The sequence below is a fragment of the Pseudomonas putida genome, from assembly GCF_050989985.1.
Lineage (GTDB): Bacteria > Pseudomonadota > Gammaproteobacteria > Pseudomonadales > Pseudomonadaceae > Aquipseudomonas > Aquipseudomonas putida_AI.
The window spans coordinates 5160918-5177271 of sequence record NZ_CP158815.1 but is presented as its reverse complement, the minus strand read 5'-3'; the positions used below and the strand labels follow the sequence as shown (position 1 = coordinate 5177271).

Genomic DNA, 16354 nt, shown 5'->3' with positions numbered 1-16354 from the left:
TGTCCGGCCAATGCGGGCCTGCATCGCGACGTACGCGTCCTGCTTGCTGTGGCTACTTAAGCACTCAGTCAGGAGGAGGAATCAACCGGCGGCTGTGGACGAGATGAAGCGTCTTGATAAAGCCTATTGCTACACAGTCCAGCGGTTGTGCATCTCCACCCTACACGTATCCCTGATAATTCGGGTGCTGCCGCGCGCAGAATCCGCAGCGGGTTGGCATTTACCGTGAGCTCCGAAAGGGGAAGTCACGCATCATGGCTAATTAGGCGTAGTTTCCGAAGCGGTCGCTCGGGGTCATTCGCAGCTGACTGCACTTTGTGAACTGGCCGTGAATATTGGCTCGCGTGGCGAGTGGGAACTCTGCTTCGCGGCGTGATTCAGGCCTCATGTCACCTGCGCTCGTTACACCTGCAAACTCCACCGTTACGTAGCGAAAGCCCCGTAGGACGGCCTCGCGTCCTGGTGAATTGCGTTGGTCAGGGCCGGTTTTTGACCGTAGGTCCGCTGTCCAGGCCGCTTTTGGCGGCGTTCGCGACTATAGCAGCAATGATTAAGTGCTTCAATTCCATAAAAAATTGATATCATCCGCGGCATGACGACTACTGCCCCCCCGACTCCAGGCGTACAAATGCTTGAGGTCTCGCCGGAATATGCCGGCCAACGTATTGATAACTTCCTTCTCGCTCGGCTCAAAGGCGTGCCCAAGACCTTGATTTATCGCATTTTGCGCAAAGGCGAAGTGCGGGTGAACAAGGGACGGATCAAGCCCGAATACAAGCTGCAGGCAGGCGACATCGTGCGCGTGCCGCCGGTTCGCGTGCCTGAACGTGACGAGCCGGTGCCGGTGGCCCAGGGTTTGCTGCAGCGCCTCGAAGCCTCGATTGTCTACGAAGACAAGGCACTCATCGTGATCAACAAGCCTGCCGGGATCGCGGTCCACGGCGGCAGCGGCCTGAACTTTGGCGTGATCGAAGCTTTCCGTCAGTTGCGCCCCGACGCCAAGGAGCTGGAACTGGTTCATCGCCTGGACCGGGACACCTCGGGTCTGCTGATGATCGCCAAGAAACGCAGCATGTTGCGCCATTTGCACGAAGCGCTACGCGGTGACGGTGTCGACAAGCGCTACATGGCGCTGGTTCGCGGCAACTGGGCGACCTCGATCAAGCAGGTCCGCGCGCCGTTGCTCAAGAGCAACCTGCGTTCGGGCGAGCGCATGGTCGAGGTCAACGAAGAGGGCAAGGAAGCGCTGACCGTGTTCAAGGTGCTGCGCCGTTTCGGTGATTTCGCCACCATGGTCGAGGCCAAGCCTGTTACCGGTCGGACCCACCAGATTCGCGTGCACACCCTGCATGCAGGTCACTGTATCGCCGGCGACAGCAAGTACGGCGATGACGACTTCACCAAGGAAATTCGCGATCTTGGCGGCAAGCGCCTGTTCCTGCACGCCTACATGCTGACCGTGCCGTTGCCCGATGGCGGCGAGCTGAAGCTTCAGGCGCCAGTGGATGAAATGTGGGCTCAAACAGTGGAGCGTCTGAGTGCGCCGATCTGATTACAAGCTGTTGATTTTCGATTGGGATGGCACGCTGGCCGATTCCATCGGTCGGATTGTCGAGGCGATGCACGTTGCCTCCGAGCGATCGGGGTTTCAGTTGCGTGATGACCATGCCGTCAAGGGCATTATCGGTCTGGGCTTGCCAGAGGCGATTCGCACGCTGTATCCCGATATCGGTGATGCCGAGCTGGTGGCGTTTCGTCAGCACTACGCGGATCACTACATTGCTTCCGAAGCGGTGCCTTCGCCGTTGTTCGAAGGTGTGGTCGAGTCGATGGAGGCCTTTCGGACCGAGGGTTATCATCTGGCGGTCGCGACCGGCAAGGCGCGTCGCGGGCTGGATCGGGTGCTGAAGTCCCATGGCTGGGAAGATTATTTCGATATCACCCGCGCCGCCGACGAAACCGCCAGCAAGCCGCATCCGCTGATGCTCGAACAGATCCTTGCTCACTGCGAAGTTCAGCCCGAGCAGGCATTGATGGTCGGCGATTCGTCCTTCGATTTGCAGATGGCGCGCAACGCCGGCATGGGGTCGGTGGCGGTCAGCTATGGTGCGCAGTCCATTGAGGCACTGAAATTATTCGAGCCACGGTTGGCTATCGATCGCTTTTCAGAATTGCATGCCTGGCTGAATCAGCAGGCTTAATACGTTTTTGCTGGGGTAGATGGCATGGCCGACGAATGGAAGGCGCCCGCGAAGTCGAGCGCAGAGAGCGGTGACGAAAAAAGCTGGAAGTTGCTGGAGAAGACGCTGCTGGCAGGTGTGCAGGAGCAGCGCCGGTCCCGTCGTTGGGGGATTTTCTTCAAGCTGCTGACCTTTGTGTACCTGTTTATTGCGTTGGCCCTGTTCTCGCCATTGATGGACATGGAAAAGGCCGCCACCCGCAGCGGTCACTACACGGCGCTGATCGACGTGACCGGCATGATTGCCGACAAGGAGCCCGCCAGCGCTGACAACATTGTCGGCAGTCTGCGTGCCGCCTTCGAGGACGACAAGGTCAAGGGCGTCATCCTGCGTATCAACAGCCCCGGTGGCAGTCCGGTTCAGTCGGGTTACGTCTATGACGAAATTCGTCGCCTGCGCGGTCTGCACCCCGATACCAAGTTGTATGCGGTCATATCGGATCTGGGCGCATCCGGTGCCTATTACATCGCCAGCGCCGCCGACCAGATTTACGCTGACAAGGCGAGCCTGGTGGGTTCCATCGGTGTCACGGCTGCCGGATATGGTTTTGTCGGCACCATGGAGAAACTGGGTGTTGAGCGCCGCACGTACACCTCCGGCGAGCACAAATCCTTTCTCGACCCTTTCCAGCCGCAGAAGCCTGAAGAAACTGCGTTCTGGCAAGGTGTGCTCGATACCACGCACAAGCAGTTCATCAACAGTGTCAAGCAGGGGCGTGGCGATCGCCTGAAGGACAAGGAGCATCCGGAGCTGTTCTCCGGGCTGGTCTGGTCTGGCGAGCAGGCGCTGCCGTTGGGGTTGATCGACGGTCTGGGTAATGCCAGCTCGGTTGCTCGTGATGTGATTGGTGAAAAAGAGCTGGTGGACTTCACCGTTCAGGAGTCGCCGTTCGATCGATTCTCGAAGAAGCTCGGCGCCAGCGTGGCTGAGCATCTGGCGATGTGGATGGGGTTCAACGGTCCATCGATTCGCTGAGTTTGTTTCTGGTTCAAAGGATCGCAGCATTCGGCAGCAGTCCCGTAGGGGTTGCCGAAGGCTGCGATTTTTTGCCGTTCAGGGGATTTGCACGCCTTCTGCCAGCAGCATGTCCACGAGCCGGATCAACGGCAGGCCGATCAGGCTGGTGGCGTCAGGGCCTTCGGTGCTTCGAAATAGCGTCACTCCCAGTCCTTCGGCCTTGAAGCTGCCAGCGCAGTCGTAGGGTTGTTCCGCGTGCAGGTAGCGTTCGATGCGTGCGTCATCGAGCTCGCGCATATGCACCGTGAAAGGTACGCAGTCGACCTGGCAATGGCCGGTCCGGGTGTTGAGCAGGGCCAGGCCGGTCAGAAAGGTCACGCTGGCGCCGCTGGAGGCCAGCAGTTGTTCCCGGGCTTTTTCGAAGGTATGGGGTTTGCCGATAATCCGCCCGCCGAGCACTGCAACCTGGTCGGAGCCGATGATCAAATGGCTGTCATGGCTACCGGCTAATGCGCGGGCCTTTTCCTCGGCGAGCCGTTTGACCAGATCAACGGCAAGCTCGCCCGGACGGTGGCTTTCATCGATATCCGGCGAGCTGCAGGTGAACGGCAACCGCAGGCGGGCCAGCAATTCCCGGCGATAGGCCGAGCTGGAAGCGAGTAATAAAGGCAGCATGCGTATCTCCTGAAGGCAGCTGTGGATTCTAGCGGAGCCTTGCAAGTGACGGACAGGGCTGAATTTCCTTTGACATGGGCGGGGGCATCCCTATAATGCTGCGCCTATGTTGAATGACCCGATTCCACCTCACGTTGACCCGCGCAAATTGGCTGATCGTGGCACCACCCTCCAGGGTGAAATGCTGCTGGCCGATTTGGAGAGACTCTGCGACCCGCTTTCCGACAATGTCGGTACGGTGCAGGCTAAATTCGTTTTTGAACGAGATGAACGTAAATCTGTGGTCATCCACAGCTTTATCGACACCGAAGTCAAAATGGTTTGCCAGCGTTGTCTTGAGCTGGTCACCCTGCCGATCCATAGCGAATGCAGTTACGCTGTGGTGAAGGAGGGTGCGAATACCCAGTCGTTACCGAAAGGTTATGACGTGCTGGAACTGGGCGAGGATCCATTGGATCTGCAGTCACTGATCGAGGAAGAGCTTCTGCTCGCCTTGCCCATTGTGCCTGCTCATCATCCGGAAGAATGCCAGCAGCCGGCGGGAGCAGATGAGCCCGAACCGAGCGAGGACGAGGTAACGCGGTCCAACCCGTTCAGTGTATTGGCGCAGTTAAAGCGTGACCCAAACGTTTAGGAGTTAATCAATTATGGCTGTTCAGCAGAACAAAAAATCCCGCTCTGCCCGTGACATGCGCCGTTCGCACGACGCTCTCGAGGCTAGCACTCTGTCTGTAGAAAAAACCACCGGTGAAGTTCACCTGCGTCACCACGTATCGCCAGAAGGCGTATACCGTGGCCGTAAAGTGATCGACAAGGGCGCTGACGAGTAATCACTTGTCTGCTCAAGTCATCGCGATTGACGCAATGGGCGGGGACTTCGGTCCCCGCAGCATTGTCCAGGCCAGCTTCGCTTGCCTGTCTGCTACCCCCTCGCTGCACCTGACCCTCGTTGGTCAACCCTCCCTTCTTGAAGAATTGATCGCTGGCCAATCGGCTGCGGATCGCGCGCGCCTGACGATTACTCCGGCATCCGAAGTCATCACCATGAGCGAAAAGCCTGCCCAGGCCCTGCGCGGCAAGCCTGATTCGTCGATGCGAGTGGCGCTCGAGTTGTTGCGCGATGGCAAGGTCCAGGCCTGTGTCAGTGCTGGCAATACCGGAGCGCTGATGGCGTTGTCGCGATTCGTGCTCAAGACGTTGCCGGGCATCGATCGGCCGGCCATGGTCGCGGCGATCCCGACACAGAGCGGTTATTGCCAGTTGCTCGATCTGGGCGCCAATGTCGATTGCAGTGCCGAGCACCTGCTGCAGTTTGCGGTCATGGGCTCGGTCGCTGCGGAAACCCTGGGTGTCGTGCGGCCGCGTGTCGCTCTGCTGAACATCGGCACCGAAGACATCAAGGGTAACCAGCAGGTCAAGCTGGCTGCCACCCTGCTGCAGAGCGCGCGTGGCATCAATTACATCGGTTTTGTCGAAGGTGACGGCTTGTACCGTGGCGAGGCGGATGTGGTGGTGTGTGACGGTTTTGTCGGCAACATTTTGCTCAAGTCCAGCGAAGGCCTGGCAACCATGATTGCCGGGCGCATCGAAGCATTGTTCAAGCAAAGCCTGCCGTCACGCATGGTGGGGGCGTTGGCCTTGCCGTTGATGAAGCGTTTGAAGGCGGATCTGGCGCCTGCGCGGCATAACGGCGCCAGCTTCCTCGGTTTGCAGGGTATTGTCGTGAAAAGTCACGGTTCTGCCGGGGTTCAGGGCTTTCAGAGTGCGATTTCCCGCGCCTTGATCGAGATCCAGGAAAACCTCCCCGAGCGCATTCACGGCCGTCTGGAGGATTTGTTGCTTTAGGCGTTTTCGTCGGACAATGCTTAAATGTGACCGCTCGGTTCAACGGGCCATCCAACTGTCAGTTTCTTGCGTCCCCAAAAAGCGGGACATCAATTCTCCGGCGATAAGATCATTAGGGGCTTGTTACATGTCTGCTTCTCTCGCATTCGTCTTTCCGGGACAGGGTTCGCAGTCTCTCGGCATGCTGGCCGAGTTGGGCGCGGAACATCCAATTGTCCTCGAAACATTCAAAGAAGCTTCCGATGCTCTGGGTTATGACCTGTGGGCGCTGACCCAGCAGGGGCCGGAAGAGCAACTCAATCAAACCGATAAAACCCAACCAGCCATCCTGACTGCCTCGATCGCCCTGTGGCGCCTGTGGCTGGCCGAAGGTGGTGCGCGTCCGGCCTATGTCGCCGGTCACAGCCTGGGTGAATACAGTGCGCTGGTCGCGGCAGGCAGTCTGAGCCTGGGCGAGGCAGTGAAGCTGGTCGAAACCCGCGGCAAGCTGATGCAAGAGGCCGTTCCGGCCGGGCAGGGCGCCATGGCCGCCATTCTGGGTCTGGACGATGTCGACGTGCTGTCCGCCTGTGCCGAAGCGGCGCAAGGTGAAGTGGTCAGTGCCGTCAACTTCAACTCCCCGGGTCAAGTGGTTATCGCCGGTGCCAAGGCGGCGGTCGAGCGCGCCATCGAGGGCTGCAAGGCTCGCGGTGCCAAGCGTGCCATGCCGCTGCCGGTCAGCGTGCCATCTCATTGCGATCTGATGCGTCCGGCGGCCGAGCGTTTTGCCGAATCCATCGCCGCGATCAACTGGCAGGCGCCGCAGATTCCTGTAGTACAGAACGTCAGCGCGGATGTGCCGGCCGATCTGGAAACCCTCAAGCGCGACCTGCTTGAGCAGCTTTACAAGCCTGTGCGCTGGGTCGAGTCGGTCCAGGCGCTGGCAGCCAAGGGTGCGACCAATCTGGTCGAGTGTGGTCCGGGCAAAGTACTGGCTGGTCTGAACAAACGCTGCGCCGATGGCGTATCAACTTCCAACCTCAATACCCCAGACGCTTTCGCTGCCGCCCGTGCAGCGTTGGCCTGAATCAGGAGAAGCTTGCATGAGTCTGCAAGGTAAAGTTGCACTGGTTACCGGTGCGAGCCGCGGCATTGGTCAGGCTATCGCCCTGGAACTGGGTCGTCAGGGTGCCATCGTGGTCGGCACCGCGACCTCCGCATCGGGTGCCGAGCGCATCGCTGCGACCCTGAAGGAAAACGGCATTCAGGGCACCGGCCTGGAGCTCAACGTCACCAGCGACGAGTCCGTTGCGGCGGTGCTGGCGAGCATCCAGGAGCAGTTCGGCGCACCGGCGATTCTGGTCAATAACGCTGGTATCACCCGCGATAACCTGATGATGCGCATGAAAGACGACGAGTGGTATGACGTTGTCGATACCAACCTGAACAGTCTATATCGCCTGTCGAAGGGCGTTTTGCGCGGCATGACCAAGGCTCGTTGGGGTCGAATTATCAGTATTGGCTCGGTTGTGGGTGCCATGGGCAACGCAGGCCAAGTAAACTATGCCGCCGCCAAGGCCGGCCTGGAAGGTTTCAGTCGTGCTCTGGCACGTGAAGTCGGTTCGCGTTCGATTACGGTAAACTCGGTGACCCCAGGGTTCATCGACACCGATATGACCCGTGAGCTGCCAGAGGCACAGCGTGAAGCCTTGCAGACGCAAATTCCGCTGGGTCGTCTGGGGCAAGCTCAAGAGATCGCGTCTGTGGTCGCTTTTCTTGCATCCGACGGTGCGGCTTACGTGACTGGGGCTACAATCCCGGTGAACGGCGGGATGTACATGTAGGTTAAATGTGACGGATTGCTTCAAAAAAATGTCATACGAGCTGTCTAAAATCCGTTATAAAGCTGCAATCTATTTATAGGCAGAGGGTCCCCGGGTTTGAGGAGCGAAGCTTTCGGTTGAAAAGCTGAAAAGTCTTTCTATACACTTACCCACTGGCCAGCTGCCTGAATTTGTCCATTAGGAGTGAAAACAAGGTATGAGCACCATCGAAGAGCGCGTCAAGAAAATCGTTGCCGAGCAACTGGGCGTTAAAGAAGAAGAAGTGGTCAACACTGCTTCCTTCGTTGAAGACCTGGGTGCCGACTCCCTTGACACCGTTGAGCTGGTGATGGCTCTGGAAGAGGAATTCGAGACCGAAATCCCTGACGAAGAAGCTGAAAAGATCACTACCGTACAAGCTGCAATCGACTACGTTAACTCCCACCAGGGTTAATAGTTTGTAATCGTTGCTTGCTGTCATGGAAAAACCGCACTGCTATCACGGCGTGCGGTTTTTTCTTTAGGCCTGATGCAAAGTCGTCATTTCAAAAAAGGAGAGTGCTGTGTCGCGTAGACGCGTCGTAGTCACCGGTATGGGTATGTTGTCGCCACTGGGTGCGGATGTGCCAAGCAGCTGGCAGGGCATTCTGGCTGGCCGCAGTGGCATTGGTCTGATCGAACACACCGACCTTTCTGCCTATTCCACCCGTTTTGGCGGCTCGGTAAAGGGCTTCAATGTCGAGGACTACCTGTCGGTCAAGGAAGCTCGCAAACTCGACCTGTTCATTCAGTACGGTCTGGCCGCAGGCTTCCAGGCAGTACGTAACGCCGGTCTGGAAGTCACCGACGCCAACCGTGAACGCATCGGCGTCGCCATGGGGTCGGGTATTGGCGGGTTGACCAATATCGAAGAAACCAGCCGCACGCTGCACGAGACCGGTCCACGACGGATTTCCCCGTTTTTCGTACCTGGCTCGATCATCAATATGATTTCCGGCTTCCTGTCGATCCACTTGGGTGCACAGGGACCTAACTACGCCATCGCCACGGCATGTACCACGGGTACGCACTGCATTGGCATGGCGGCACGCAACATCATGTACGACGAAGCCGATGTGATGATTGCCGGTGGCGCCGAGATGGCGGCTTGCGGCCTGGGCATGGGCGGCTTCGGTGCCTCTCGCGCACTGTCGACCCGCAACGACGAGCCGACCCGCGCCAGCCGTCCGTGGGACAAGGGCCGTGACGGTTTCGTGTTGTCCGATGGCGCAGGCGCCCTGGTTCTGGAGGAGCTGGAACATGCCAAGGCCCGTGGCGCGACCATCTATGCCGAGCTGATTGGCTTCGGCACCAGTGGCGATGCTTATCACATGACTTCGCCGCCAGCCGATGGCGCAGGCGCTGCCCGTTGCATCACCAACGCCTTGCGCGATGCGAAGATCAACGGCGACCAGGTGAATTACATCAACGCCCACGGTACCTCGACGCCGGCCGGTGACCTGGCTGAAGCCCAGGCAATCAAGACCGTGTTCGGCGATCACGCCTACAAGCTGGCCGTCAGCTCCACCAAGTCCATGACCGGTCACCTGCTGGGTGCGGCGGGCGCGGTCGAGGCAATCTTCAGCGTGCTGGCGATCAACAGCCAGGTAGCGCCACCGACCATCAACCTCGATGAGCCGGACGAAGGCTGCGACCTCGATTTCGTGCCGCACACCGCACGCAACATGTATATCGACGTGGTCCTGTCCAACTCCTTCGGTTTTGGCGGTACCAACGGCTCGCTGGTGTTCCGCCGGTTCGCAGGTTGATGGACACCTGGGTCGATGGTCAGCCGGCTGACGCACTGTCGCTGAAAGATCGCGGCCTGGCGTACGGCGATGGTCTGTTCGAGACCATCGCCGTGCATGATGGCTTTCCAGTCCTGCTGGATCGCCATCTGGTGCGGTTGACCAAAGGCTGCCGGCGCCTGGCAATCAATCTGGATCACGCTGCCGTGGTCGCGGAATTGCTGACTTATGCCGAGCAACTGAAAGAAGGTGTGCTCAAGCTGATCGTTACCCGTGGCGACGGCCAGCGGGGTTACGCTTTCGATCCTTCGGCCCAGGCCCGTCGTATCCTGTCGGGCAATCCCCCTGCGGTTTACCCGGCCGCCCATGCGGAGCAGGGCATTCGCCTGTTTCCGTGCACCACACGACTTTCCTTTCAGCCCCTTCTCGCCGGGCTCAAGCACTTGAACCGTCTTGAGCAGGTAATGGCGCGCGCCGAATGGCGGGACACCGAACATGCCGAAGGCTTGATGCTCGACCAGGCCGGTCGCGTGATCGAGGGCGTGTTCAGCAACCTGTTCCTGGTGCGTGACGGCGTGTTGATCACAGCGGATTTGAGCTGCTGTGGAGTGGAAGGTGTGATGCGTGCCGAGTTATTGTCTCAGGCCGAATCCTTGGGCATCCCCATACAAATCACCGATATCTCGCTCGAGCAGCTGCAAGGCGCTGACGAAGTCTTTGTCTGCAACAGCGTATATGGCGTTTGGCCGGTGCATGCCTATGCCGCTCTGAGCTGGCCGGTTGGGCCGCTCACCCGTAAACTCCAAACCATTGCCCGTGCGCTACTGGATGCTTGATACGTGAGACGTAAATTCCTGCTGCTGCTGGAAACCGGACTGGTTCTGGCGGGGCTGATGTTGGGTGCCTCTGCCTGGAAAATTCACTCGGCGCTGGTGCAGCCTCTGAATATCACTCAGGAAGAGCTGCTGGATGTGCCCAAAGGCACCACGCCCAATCGTACCTTCCTGCGACTCGAAGCCGACGGCCTCATCAAGGACGCTTTCTGGCTGCGAGTGTACTGGCGCTTCAACCTGCCCAAGCAACCTCTGCATAGCGGTGAATACCGCATGGTTCCGGGCATGACGGTGGAAGGCCTGATTGACCTGTGGAAGCGTGGGGAAATGGTCCAGTACAGCGTGACCCTGGTCGAGGGCTGGAACTTCCGCCAGGTCCGTGCGGCGCTGGCCAAGGAAGAGAAGCTGGAACATACCCTGGACACCTTGAGCGACAGTCAGGTCATGGACAAGCTCGGGCATGCCGGGATTTTCCCTGAAGGTCGATTCTTCCCGGACACCTATCGCTTTGTGCGGGGCATGACCGATGTCGAGCTGCTGAAAACAGCCTATGACCGCCTCGACGAAGTGCTGGCCAAAGAGTGGAGCCAGCGCGCTGCGGATGCGCCGTACACCGAACCCTATCAAGCCCTGATCATGGCCTCGCTGGTGGAGAAGGAAACCGGTGTGCCACAAGAGCGCGGGCAAATTGCCGGCGTCTTCGTGCGGCGCATGGCGATCGGCATGCTGCTGCAGACCGACCCGACGGTGATCTATGGCCTGGGTGATCGTTACAGCGGCAAGCTGACTCGCGCCCATCTCAAGGAACCGACGCCTTACAACACCTACGTGATTGCCGGGCTGCCGCCGACGCCGATTGCGATGGTCGGTCGCGAAGCGATCCATGCGGCACTCAATCCGGTAGCGGGCAACAGCCTCTATTTCGTGGCGCGCGGGGATGGTAGCCACGTGTTCTCCGACGACCTGGATTCGCATAACAACGCTGTGCGCGAGTTCCAGCTCAAGCGTCGCGCGGACTACCGTTCCAGCCCGGCACCAAGCAACGGTACCGAGGCTTCGCAAGTCTCGGCCGGGCAGACCCAGGCCATGGAATCTCGGGCCCCTGAATCTCCGGCGCCTGAATCCAGCGCCGGGCAGGATCAGGCACCGATCCCGGCCGCTTCGCCCAATCCCGCGCCCGAGGCTCTGCCGCAGGTTCAGCCACAAGACCCTGCGCCCGCACCTGCCTCCGAGCCGGAAACAAACGCACCGCAAGGCTCGTAATGACTCTGACTAAGGACTGCCTGTGACTGGCTTGTTTATTACGCTGGAAGGCCCGGAAGGCGCCGGCAAGAGCACCAATCGCGAATACCTGGCCGAGCGCCTGCGCGCCGCGGGTATCGAGGTCGTGCTGACTCGCGAGCCCGGTGGTACGCCACTGGCCGAGCGCATCCGTGAAGTGCTGTTGGCTCCGGTCGATGAGGTCATGAATCCGGACACGGAGCTGCTCCTGGTGTTCGCCGCTCGCGCCCAGCACCTGGCCGAGGTGATTCGCCCGGCACTGGCCCGAGGTGCTGTGGTGTTGTGCGATCGCTTCACCGATTCGACCTATGCCTACCAGGGTGGCGGCCGCGGCCTGTCACTGGAGCGCATCGCCTCTCTGGAAGCCTTTGTCCAGGGTGATCTGCGTCCTGGCCTGACATTGATTTTCGACTTGCCGGTGGAGGTGGGCATGGCGCGTGCCAGCGCCCGCGGACGCCTGGATCGATTCGAGCTTGAAGGTCGGGCCTTTTTCGATGCGGTGCGCAGTGCCTTCCTCAAGCGAGCTGAAGCCGAGCCGGCGCGTTATGTGTTGATCGACGCGGCGCAACCGCTGGCCCAGGTGCAGCAGTCGCTGGATGCCTTGTTGCCGCGTCTGCTGGAGTTGGCCCGTGGCTGAAGCCTACCCGTGGCAGGACAGCCTCTGGCAGCAGTTCGCTGGCCGTACGCAGCACGCCCATGCCTATCTGCTGCACGGTCCGGCCGGGATCGGCAAGCGCGCGCTGGCCGAGCGCCTGATGGCGAGCCTGCTGTGCCAGCGCCCGACCGCGCAGGGTGCCTGTGGCGAGTGCAAGTCCTGTCTGTTGCTCAAGGCCGGCAGTCACCCCGATAACTACATTCTGGAACCGGAAGAAGCCGACAAGGCGATCAAGGTCGATCAGGTCCGGGATCTGGTCAGCTTCGTGGTGCAAACGGCGCAACTGGGCGGGCGCAAGGTGGTGCTGATCGAGCCGGTGGAGTCGATGAACATCAACGCCTCCAACGCCTTGCTCAAAAGCCTGGAAGAGCCTTCCGGCGACACGGTCTTGTTGCTGGTCAGTCATCAGCCCAGCCGTCTGTTGCCGACCATCAAGAGCCGCTGCGTGCAGCAGGCTTGTCCGCTGCCGAGCGAGGCGATGAGTTTGGCCTGGCTGGCAAACGCCTTGCCGGATTGCCCGGAAGAAGAACGCAGCGAATTGCTCACCCTGGCCGCCGGTTCGCCTTTGGCTGCCGCCAATCTCCACGCCCAGGGTGTGCGTGAACAACGGGCGCAAGTGGTCGACGGCGTGAAGAAGCTGCTCAAGCAGCAACAGTCGCCGACGCAATTGGCCGAAGGTTGGAATGCGATCCCGTTGTTGTTGCTGTTCGACTGGTTCTGCGATTGGTCGAGCCTTATCCTGCGCTATCAACTGACCCAGGACGAAGAAGGGTTGGGGCTGACGGATATGCGCAAGGTTGTTCAATACCTGGCGCAGAAAACCGCCCAGGACAAGGTCCTGAATATTCAGGACTGGATCCTTGCCCAGCGTCAGAAAGTGTTGAGCAAGGCCAACCTCAATCGGGTGTTGTTGCTGGAGGCGCTGCTGGTGCAATGGGCGTCGTTGCCTACCCAGAGGTGAGTATCTGCGCCTAGACTGATTGTCGGCAAAGGAGCTCAGCAATGGAGGTCAGCATGAATGATTCAGTAAGCCCGGGCCCGCGCAACGGCATTTTGTCCCTGAGTATCAAGGACAAGTCTGTGCTTTACGCGGCCTACATGCCGTTCATCAAGAATGGCGGCCTGTTTATCCCGACCAACAAGAGCTACAAGTTGGGCGATGAGGTATTCATGCTGCTGCACCTGTTCGACGAACCGGAAAAGATCCCCGTGGCCGGCAAGGTCAGCTGGATCACCCCCAAAGGCGCCCAGGGCAACCGCGCTGCCGGGGTCGGCGTACAGTTCAACGAAGGCGACAACACCGCGCGTAGTCGAATCGAAACCCATCTGGCCGGAGCCCTGAAGTCCGACCGTCCCACTCATACGATGTAAGTTGCAGTCCTTTTTATGCTCGTAGATTCCCATTGCCACCTCGATCGCCTTGACCTCGCCGCCCACGACGGCTCCCTTGATGCAGCCCTCGATGCGGCCCGTCAGCGGGGCGTGGGGCACTTCCTGTGTATTGGTGTCAGTGCTGACAATGCCGCTGACGTCAAAGCCCTGGCCGAGCGCTACGACGACGTCGATTGCTCGGTCGGCGTGCATCCGCTCGACGTGCAGCCAGGGGCAGCGCCTGCGCTGGACTGGCTGCTGCATGAGCTCAATCACCCGCGCGTGGTCGCGATCGGTGAAACCGGTCTGGACTATCACTACGAGCCGGAAGCGGCGGAGCTGCAGCAGGAATCCTTCAGGTTGCACCTGCAAGCCGCGCAGCAGACCGGCAAGCCGGTGATCATCCACACCCGTGGGGCCCGTGCAGATACCCTGAACCTGCTGCGTGAGGCGGCGTTGCCCCAGGCGGGCGTGTTGCATTGCTTCACCGAAGACTGGGACATGGCCAAGGCTGCGCTGGACATGGGTTATTACATTTCCCTGTCCGGCATTGTCACATTCCGCAATGCCGATGCGTTGCGTGATGTCGCGAGCAAGGTGCCGGCCGATCGTTTGCTGGTGGAAACCGACTCGCCGTACCTGGCGCCCATCCCCTATCGTGGCAAACCGAACCTGCCGCAATACGTGCGTGAGGTTGCGGAATTTTTGGCAATGTTGCGTGGTGAGCTTTTCGAGCGATTTGCCGAGCAGACGACGGAAAACTTCAAGCGCCTGTTCCCGCTGGCCCATGTGAAAGGTTAAATCGCAGGCAAAAAAAACCCGGGTTCTGGGGGGTGAATCCGGGTTAAGACCATTAGGAGTAAAACAATGGTACGCGGTCCGTTGGTACCAATATCGGCGTGACACTTGGGGGAGATGTTCCGCCGACAGTTCAAGTATTGATCAGTATTTCACCCAGTCCAGTTTGTCGGTCGCGGTTTTTAAACAAATTTGGAATACAGGCGCTTCAGAAGAGTTCTCATCAGCTTGGGGTCTTGTGGGAAATACTCGAGAAACACAGTTATGGTCGGATGATCCGTGCATTTTTGCGCAATTTAGGCATAATACGCGGCTTCGAATTTTGACCCCTACAGACCTTTTCTTATGCATAAAGAACCTCGTAAGGTCCGTGAGTTTCGTCGCCGCGAGCAAGAAATTCTCGATACCGCGCTCAAGCTGTTCCTCGAACAAGGTGAAGACAGTGTCACCGTCGAGATGATTGCTGATGCCGTCGGTATCGGCAAAGGCACAATCTACAAGCACTTCAAGTCCAAGGCCGAGATCTACCTGCGCCTGATGCTCGACTACGAGCGCGATTTGAACGAGCTGCTGCACTCCGCCGACGTCGACAAGGACAAGGAAGCCCTGTCCCGCGCCTATTTCGAATTCCGCATGCGGGACCCGCAACGTTATCGCTTGTTCGATCGCCTGGAAGAAAAGGTCGTCAAGGGCAACCAGGTGCCGGAGATGATCGAGGAGCTGCACAAGATCCGCGCTTCGAACTTCGAACGCCTGACCCTGTTGATCAAGGGCCGGATCAGCGAAGGCAAGCTTGAAGATGTACCACCTTACTTCCACTACTGCGCATCCTGGGCGCTGGTGCACGGTGCCGTGGCGCTGTATCACTCGCCGTTCTGGAGCAATGTGCTGGAAGATCAGGAAGGTTTCTTCCAGTTCCTGATGGACATTGGTGTGCGCATGGGCAACAAGCGCAAGCGTGACACCGACACTCCGAGCAGCTAAGACATTCAGTTGCCTGATTGCGCCATGATTTTGCTATTTGGTGCGATACAGCGGGAATATACTCAGGCGTAGGACTTGCTAAAACTTGAATTCTGAGTCAAGTTTCTGCGGTTCGAATCTTCTTTCGCCGGAGTGACCATGATCGTTGACCGTCAAGGCAGGCGTTTTCGCAATTTGCGGGTCAGCCTGACCTCAGCCTGCAACTACGCGTGTACCTACTGCGTGCCCAATGGCAAGCGGCTGGTGGCTGCGCAGGACGAGTTGTCGGCCGAGGCCATGGCACGCGGTGTCGCCTATCTGATCGAGGCCGCGGGCATCGAGCGTTTGCGCATTACCGGCGGCGAGCCGCTGGTGAGCCCGAAACTCGAAACCTTCATGACCGCGGTCGGGCAGATGGGCCTCGAAGACATCAGCCTGACCACCAACGGTCAGTTGCTGGCGAAAAAATTGCCCTTGCTGGTCAATGCCGGCATTCGGCGCATCAACGTTTCCCTCGATACCCTGGACGCCAGCGCCTTCCGCAGCATTGCCCGCGGCGGAGATCTGGCGACCGTGCTCGGCGGTATGGAACAGGCCCGCGCGGCCGGCATGAAGATCAAGGTCAACATGGTTCCGTTACGGGGGCAGAATCTCGATCAGGTGATGCCGCTGCTGGATTACTGCCTGGAACGCGGTTACGAGCTGCGTTTTATCGAGCTGATGCGCATGGGCCACCTGGCCAGCGACTCCAATGCCTTCCTGCAACAGTTCGTCAGCCTTCAACAGCTGCTGAGCCTGATTGGCGAGCACCACGAGTATCTGCAAGCCGACGCACCGGTGGATGCGACCGCCGTGCGTTACGAGATTCCGGGGCAGGGGTATTTCGGCGTGATTGCCAACGAAAGCGTGCCGTTCTGCCGTACCTGTTCGCGCCTGCGCCTGTCTTCCACGGGCTGGCTGCATGGCTGTCTGTCGTCGAGCAATCGCCACTATGTCGGCGATCTGCTGGACAAGCCGCGTCATCAGGCGTTGCCGGCCTTGCAGCGCCTCCTGGTGAAAGCCTTGGGTGACAAGCAGGAAGTGGCGTTTTCTGGTGGTGCCACCGTCATGAAAATCATCGGCGGCTGAAGCGGCCTCATCGCGGGCA

The 16354-nt window shown here is 59.3% G+C and carries 19 protein-coding genes; 18 read left to right on the top strand and 1 reads right to left on the bottom strand.

The window, feature by feature from the left end; translation table 11 throughout:
- Window positions 1-592: 592 nt before the first annotated feature.
- The 3 genes from rluC to ABTV29_RS23680 are packed head-to-tail and all read left to right on the top strand — an operon-like array spanning window position 593 to window position 3215.
- A complete protein-coding gene (gene rluC / locus ABTV29_RS23690; RefSeq protein WP_433767058.1) occupies window positions 593-1552 on the top strand; it encodes a 23S rRNA pseudouridine(955/2504/2580) synthase RluC in 960 nt (319 codons plus the stop codon).
- Window positions 1539-2201 (top strand): HAD-IA family hydrolase, encoded by a 663-nt coding sequence (locus ABTV29_RS23685; RefSeq protein ID WP_433767057.1) that lies wholly within the window; start codon window positions 1539-1541, stop codon window positions 2199-2201. The genes rluC and ABTV29_RS23685 overlap by 14 nt, the downstream gene beginning before the upstream one ends.
- Before the next feature lie 24 nt (window positions 2202-2225).
- A complete protein-coding gene (locus tag ABTV29_RS23680; protein ID WP_433767056.1) occupies window positions 2226-3215 on the top strand; it encodes a S49 family peptidase in 990 nt (329 codons plus the stop codon).
- Window positions 3216-3293: 78 nt separating this feature from the next.
- Here the strand turns inward: ABTV29_RS23680 and ABTV29_RS23675 are convergent, their stop codons facing one another.
- Entirely contained in the window at window positions 3294-3872 is a 579-nt protein-coding gene (locus tag ABTV29_RS23675; RefSeq protein ID WP_433767055.1) for a Maf family protein, read from the bottom strand.
- A 106-nt stretch (window positions 3873-3978) separates the two neighbouring features.
- Here ABTV29_RS23675 and ABTV29_RS23670 point away from each other — a divergent pair, with 106 nt between their 5' ends.
- From ABTV29_RS23670 to ABTV29_RS23600, 15 genes are all read left to right on the top strand, one after another.
- The gene (locus tag ABTV29_RS23670; protein ID WP_007942001.1) at window positions 3979-4506 is read left to right on the top strand and encodes a YceD family protein; all 528 of its coding nucleotides are present in this window, start codon (window positions 3979-3981) and stop codon (window positions 4504-4506) included.
- A gap of 13 nt (window positions 4507-4519) precedes the next feature.
- The gene (rpmF, locus tag ABTV29_RS23665) at window positions 4520-4702 is read left to right on the top strand and encodes a 50S ribosomal protein L32 (protein ID WP_003179396.1); all 183 of its coding nucleotides are present in this window, start codon (window positions 4520-4522) and stop codon (window positions 4700-4702) included.
- A 4-nt stretch (window positions 4703-4706) separates the two neighbouring features.
- Window positions 4707-5717 (top strand): phosphate acyltransferase PlsX, encoded by a 1011-nt coding sequence (plsX, locus tag ABTV29_RS23660; protein ID WP_433767054.1) that lies wholly within the window; start codon window positions 4707-4709, stop codon window positions 5715-5717.
- A gap of 127 nt (window positions 5718-5844) precedes the next feature.
- Complete coding sequence (gene fabD / locus ABTV29_RS23655; RefSeq protein ID WP_433767053.1) at window positions 5845-6783, top strand: ACP S-malonyltransferase; 939 nt, start codon at window positions 5845-5847, stop codon at window positions 6781-6783.
- Between the two features lie 16 nt (window positions 6784-6799).
- Window positions 6800-7540, top strand: a complete 741-nt coding sequence (fabG, locus tag ABTV29_RS23650) for a 3-oxoacyl-ACP reductase FabG (protein ID WP_433767052.1) — start codon at window positions 6800-6802, stop codon at window positions 7538-7540.
- Between the two features lie 196 nt (window positions 7541-7736).
- The gene (gene acpP, locus ABTV29_RS23645; protein ID WP_025261008.1) at window positions 7737-7973 is read left to right on the top strand and encodes an acyl carrier protein; all 237 of its coding nucleotides are present in this window, start codon (window positions 7737-7739) and stop codon (window positions 7971-7973) included.
- A 109-nt stretch (window positions 7974-8082) separates the two neighbouring features.
- A complete protein-coding gene (gene fabF / locus ABTV29_RS23640) occupies window positions 8083-9327 on the top strand; it encodes a beta-ketoacyl-ACP synthase II (protein ID WP_433767051.1) in 1245 nt (414 codons plus the stop codon).
- Window positions 9327-10142: an aminodeoxychorismate lyase gene (gene pabC / locus ABTV29_RS23635; protein WP_433767049.1), complete on the top strand. Its 816-nt coding sequence runs from the start codon at window positions 9327-9329 to the stop codon at window positions 10140-10142. Before fabF ends, pabC begins: the two co-directional genes overlap by 1 nt.
- A gap of 3 nt (window positions 10143-10145) precedes the next feature.
- Window positions 10146-11402 carry an endolytic transglycosylase MltG gene (mltG, locus tag ABTV29_RS23630; RefSeq protein ID WP_433767048.1) on the top strand — a complete coding sequence of 419 codons (1257 nt, stop codon included), beginning with the start codon at window positions 10146-10148 and terminating at the stop codon, window positions 11400-11402.
- Window positions 11403-11424: 22 nt separating this feature from the next.
- Window positions 11425-12057, top strand: a complete 633-nt coding sequence (tmk, locus tag ABTV29_RS23625) for a dTMP kinase (protein WP_433767047.1) — start codon at window positions 11425-11427, stop codon at window positions 12055-12057.
- Window positions 12050-13036, top strand: a complete 987-nt coding sequence (locus tag ABTV29_RS23620; protein ID WP_433767046.1) for a DNA polymerase III subunit delta' — start codon at window positions 12050-12052, stop codon at window positions 13034-13036. Before tmk ends, ABTV29_RS23620 begins: the two co-directional genes overlap by 8 nt.
- A gap of 53 nt (window positions 13037-13089) precedes the next feature.
- Window positions 13090-13446, top strand: a complete 357-nt coding sequence (locus tag ABTV29_RS23615) for a PilZ domain-containing protein (RefSeq protein ID WP_433767045.1) — start codon at window positions 13090-13092, stop codon at window positions 13444-13446.
- A 15-nt stretch (window positions 13447-13461) separates the two neighbouring features.
- Complete coding sequence (locus ABTV29_RS23610) at window positions 13462-14247, top strand: TatD family hydrolase (protein ID WP_433767044.1); 786 nt, start codon at window positions 13462-13464, stop codon at window positions 14245-14247.
- Between the two features lie 342 nt (window positions 14248-14589).
- Window positions 14590-15228: a TetR/AcrR family transcriptional regulator gene (locus ABTV29_RS23605; protein ID WP_034149949.1), complete on the top strand. Its 639-nt coding sequence runs from the start codon at window positions 14590-14592 to the stop codon at window positions 15226-15228.
- A 138-nt stretch (window positions 15229-15366) separates the two neighbouring features.
- Window positions 15367-16335, top strand: coding sequence for a GTP 3',8-cyclase MoaA (locus tag ABTV29_RS23600; RefSeq protein ID WP_433767043.1), 969 nt, complete (start codon window positions 15367-15369; stop codon window positions 16333-16335).
- Window positions 16336-16354 lie beyond the last annotated feature (19 nt).

Excerpts from the sequence above, each read along its gene's own strand:
- rluC (WP_433767058.1), top strand. The coding sequence starts at position 593 with ATGACGACTACTGCCCCCCCGACTCCAGGCGTACAAATGCTTGAGGTC.
- ABTV29_RS23680 (WP_433767056.1), top strand. The coding sequence starts at position 2,226 with ATGGCCGACGAATGGAAGGCGCCCGCGAAGTCGAGCGCAGAGAGCGGT.
- ABTV29_RS23675 (WP_433767055.1), bottom strand. The coding sequence starts at position 3,872 with ATGCTGCCTTTATTACTCGCTTCCAGCTCGGCCTATCGCCGGGAATTG.
- ABTV29_RS23670 (WP_007942001.1), top strand. The coding sequence starts at position 3,979 with ATGTTGAATGACCCGATTCCACCTCACGTTGACCCGCGCAAATTGGCT.
- rpmF (WP_003179396.1), top strand. The coding sequence starts at position 4,520 with ATGGCTGTTCAGCAGAACAAAAAATCCCGCTCTGCCCGTGACATGCGC.
- fabD (WP_433767053.1), top strand. The coding sequence starts at position 5,845 with ATGTCTGCTTCTCTCGCATTCGTCTTTCCGGGACAGGGTTCGCAGTCT.
- fabG (WP_433767052.1), top strand. The coding sequence starts at position 6,800 with ATGAGTCTGCAAGGTAAAGTTGCACTGGTTACCGGTGCGAGCCGCGGC.
- acpP (WP_025261008.1), top strand. The coding sequence starts at position 7,737 with ATGAGCACCATCGAAGAGCGCGTCAAGAAAATCGTTGCCGAGCAACTG.
- pabC (WP_433767049.1), top strand. The coding sequence starts at position 9,327 with ATGGACACCTGGGTCGATGGTCAGCCGGCTGACGCACTGTCGCTGAAA.
- ABTV29_RS23615 (WP_433767045.1), top strand. The coding sequence starts at position 13,090 with ATGAATGATTCAGTAAGCCCGGGCCCGCGCAACGGCATTTTGTCCCTG.
- ABTV29_RS23610 (WP_433767044.1), top strand. The coding sequence starts at position 13,462 with ATGCTCGTAGATTCCCATTGCCACCTCGATCGCCTTGACCTCGCCGCC.
- ABTV29_RS23605 (WP_034149949.1), top strand. The coding sequence starts at position 14,590 with ATGCATAAAGAACCTCGTAAGGTCCGTGAGTTTCGTCGCCGCGAGCAA.
- ABTV29_RS23600 (WP_433767043.1), top strand. The coding sequence starts at position 15,367 with ATGATCGTTGACCGTCAAGGCAGGCGTTTTCGCAATTTGCGGGTCAGC.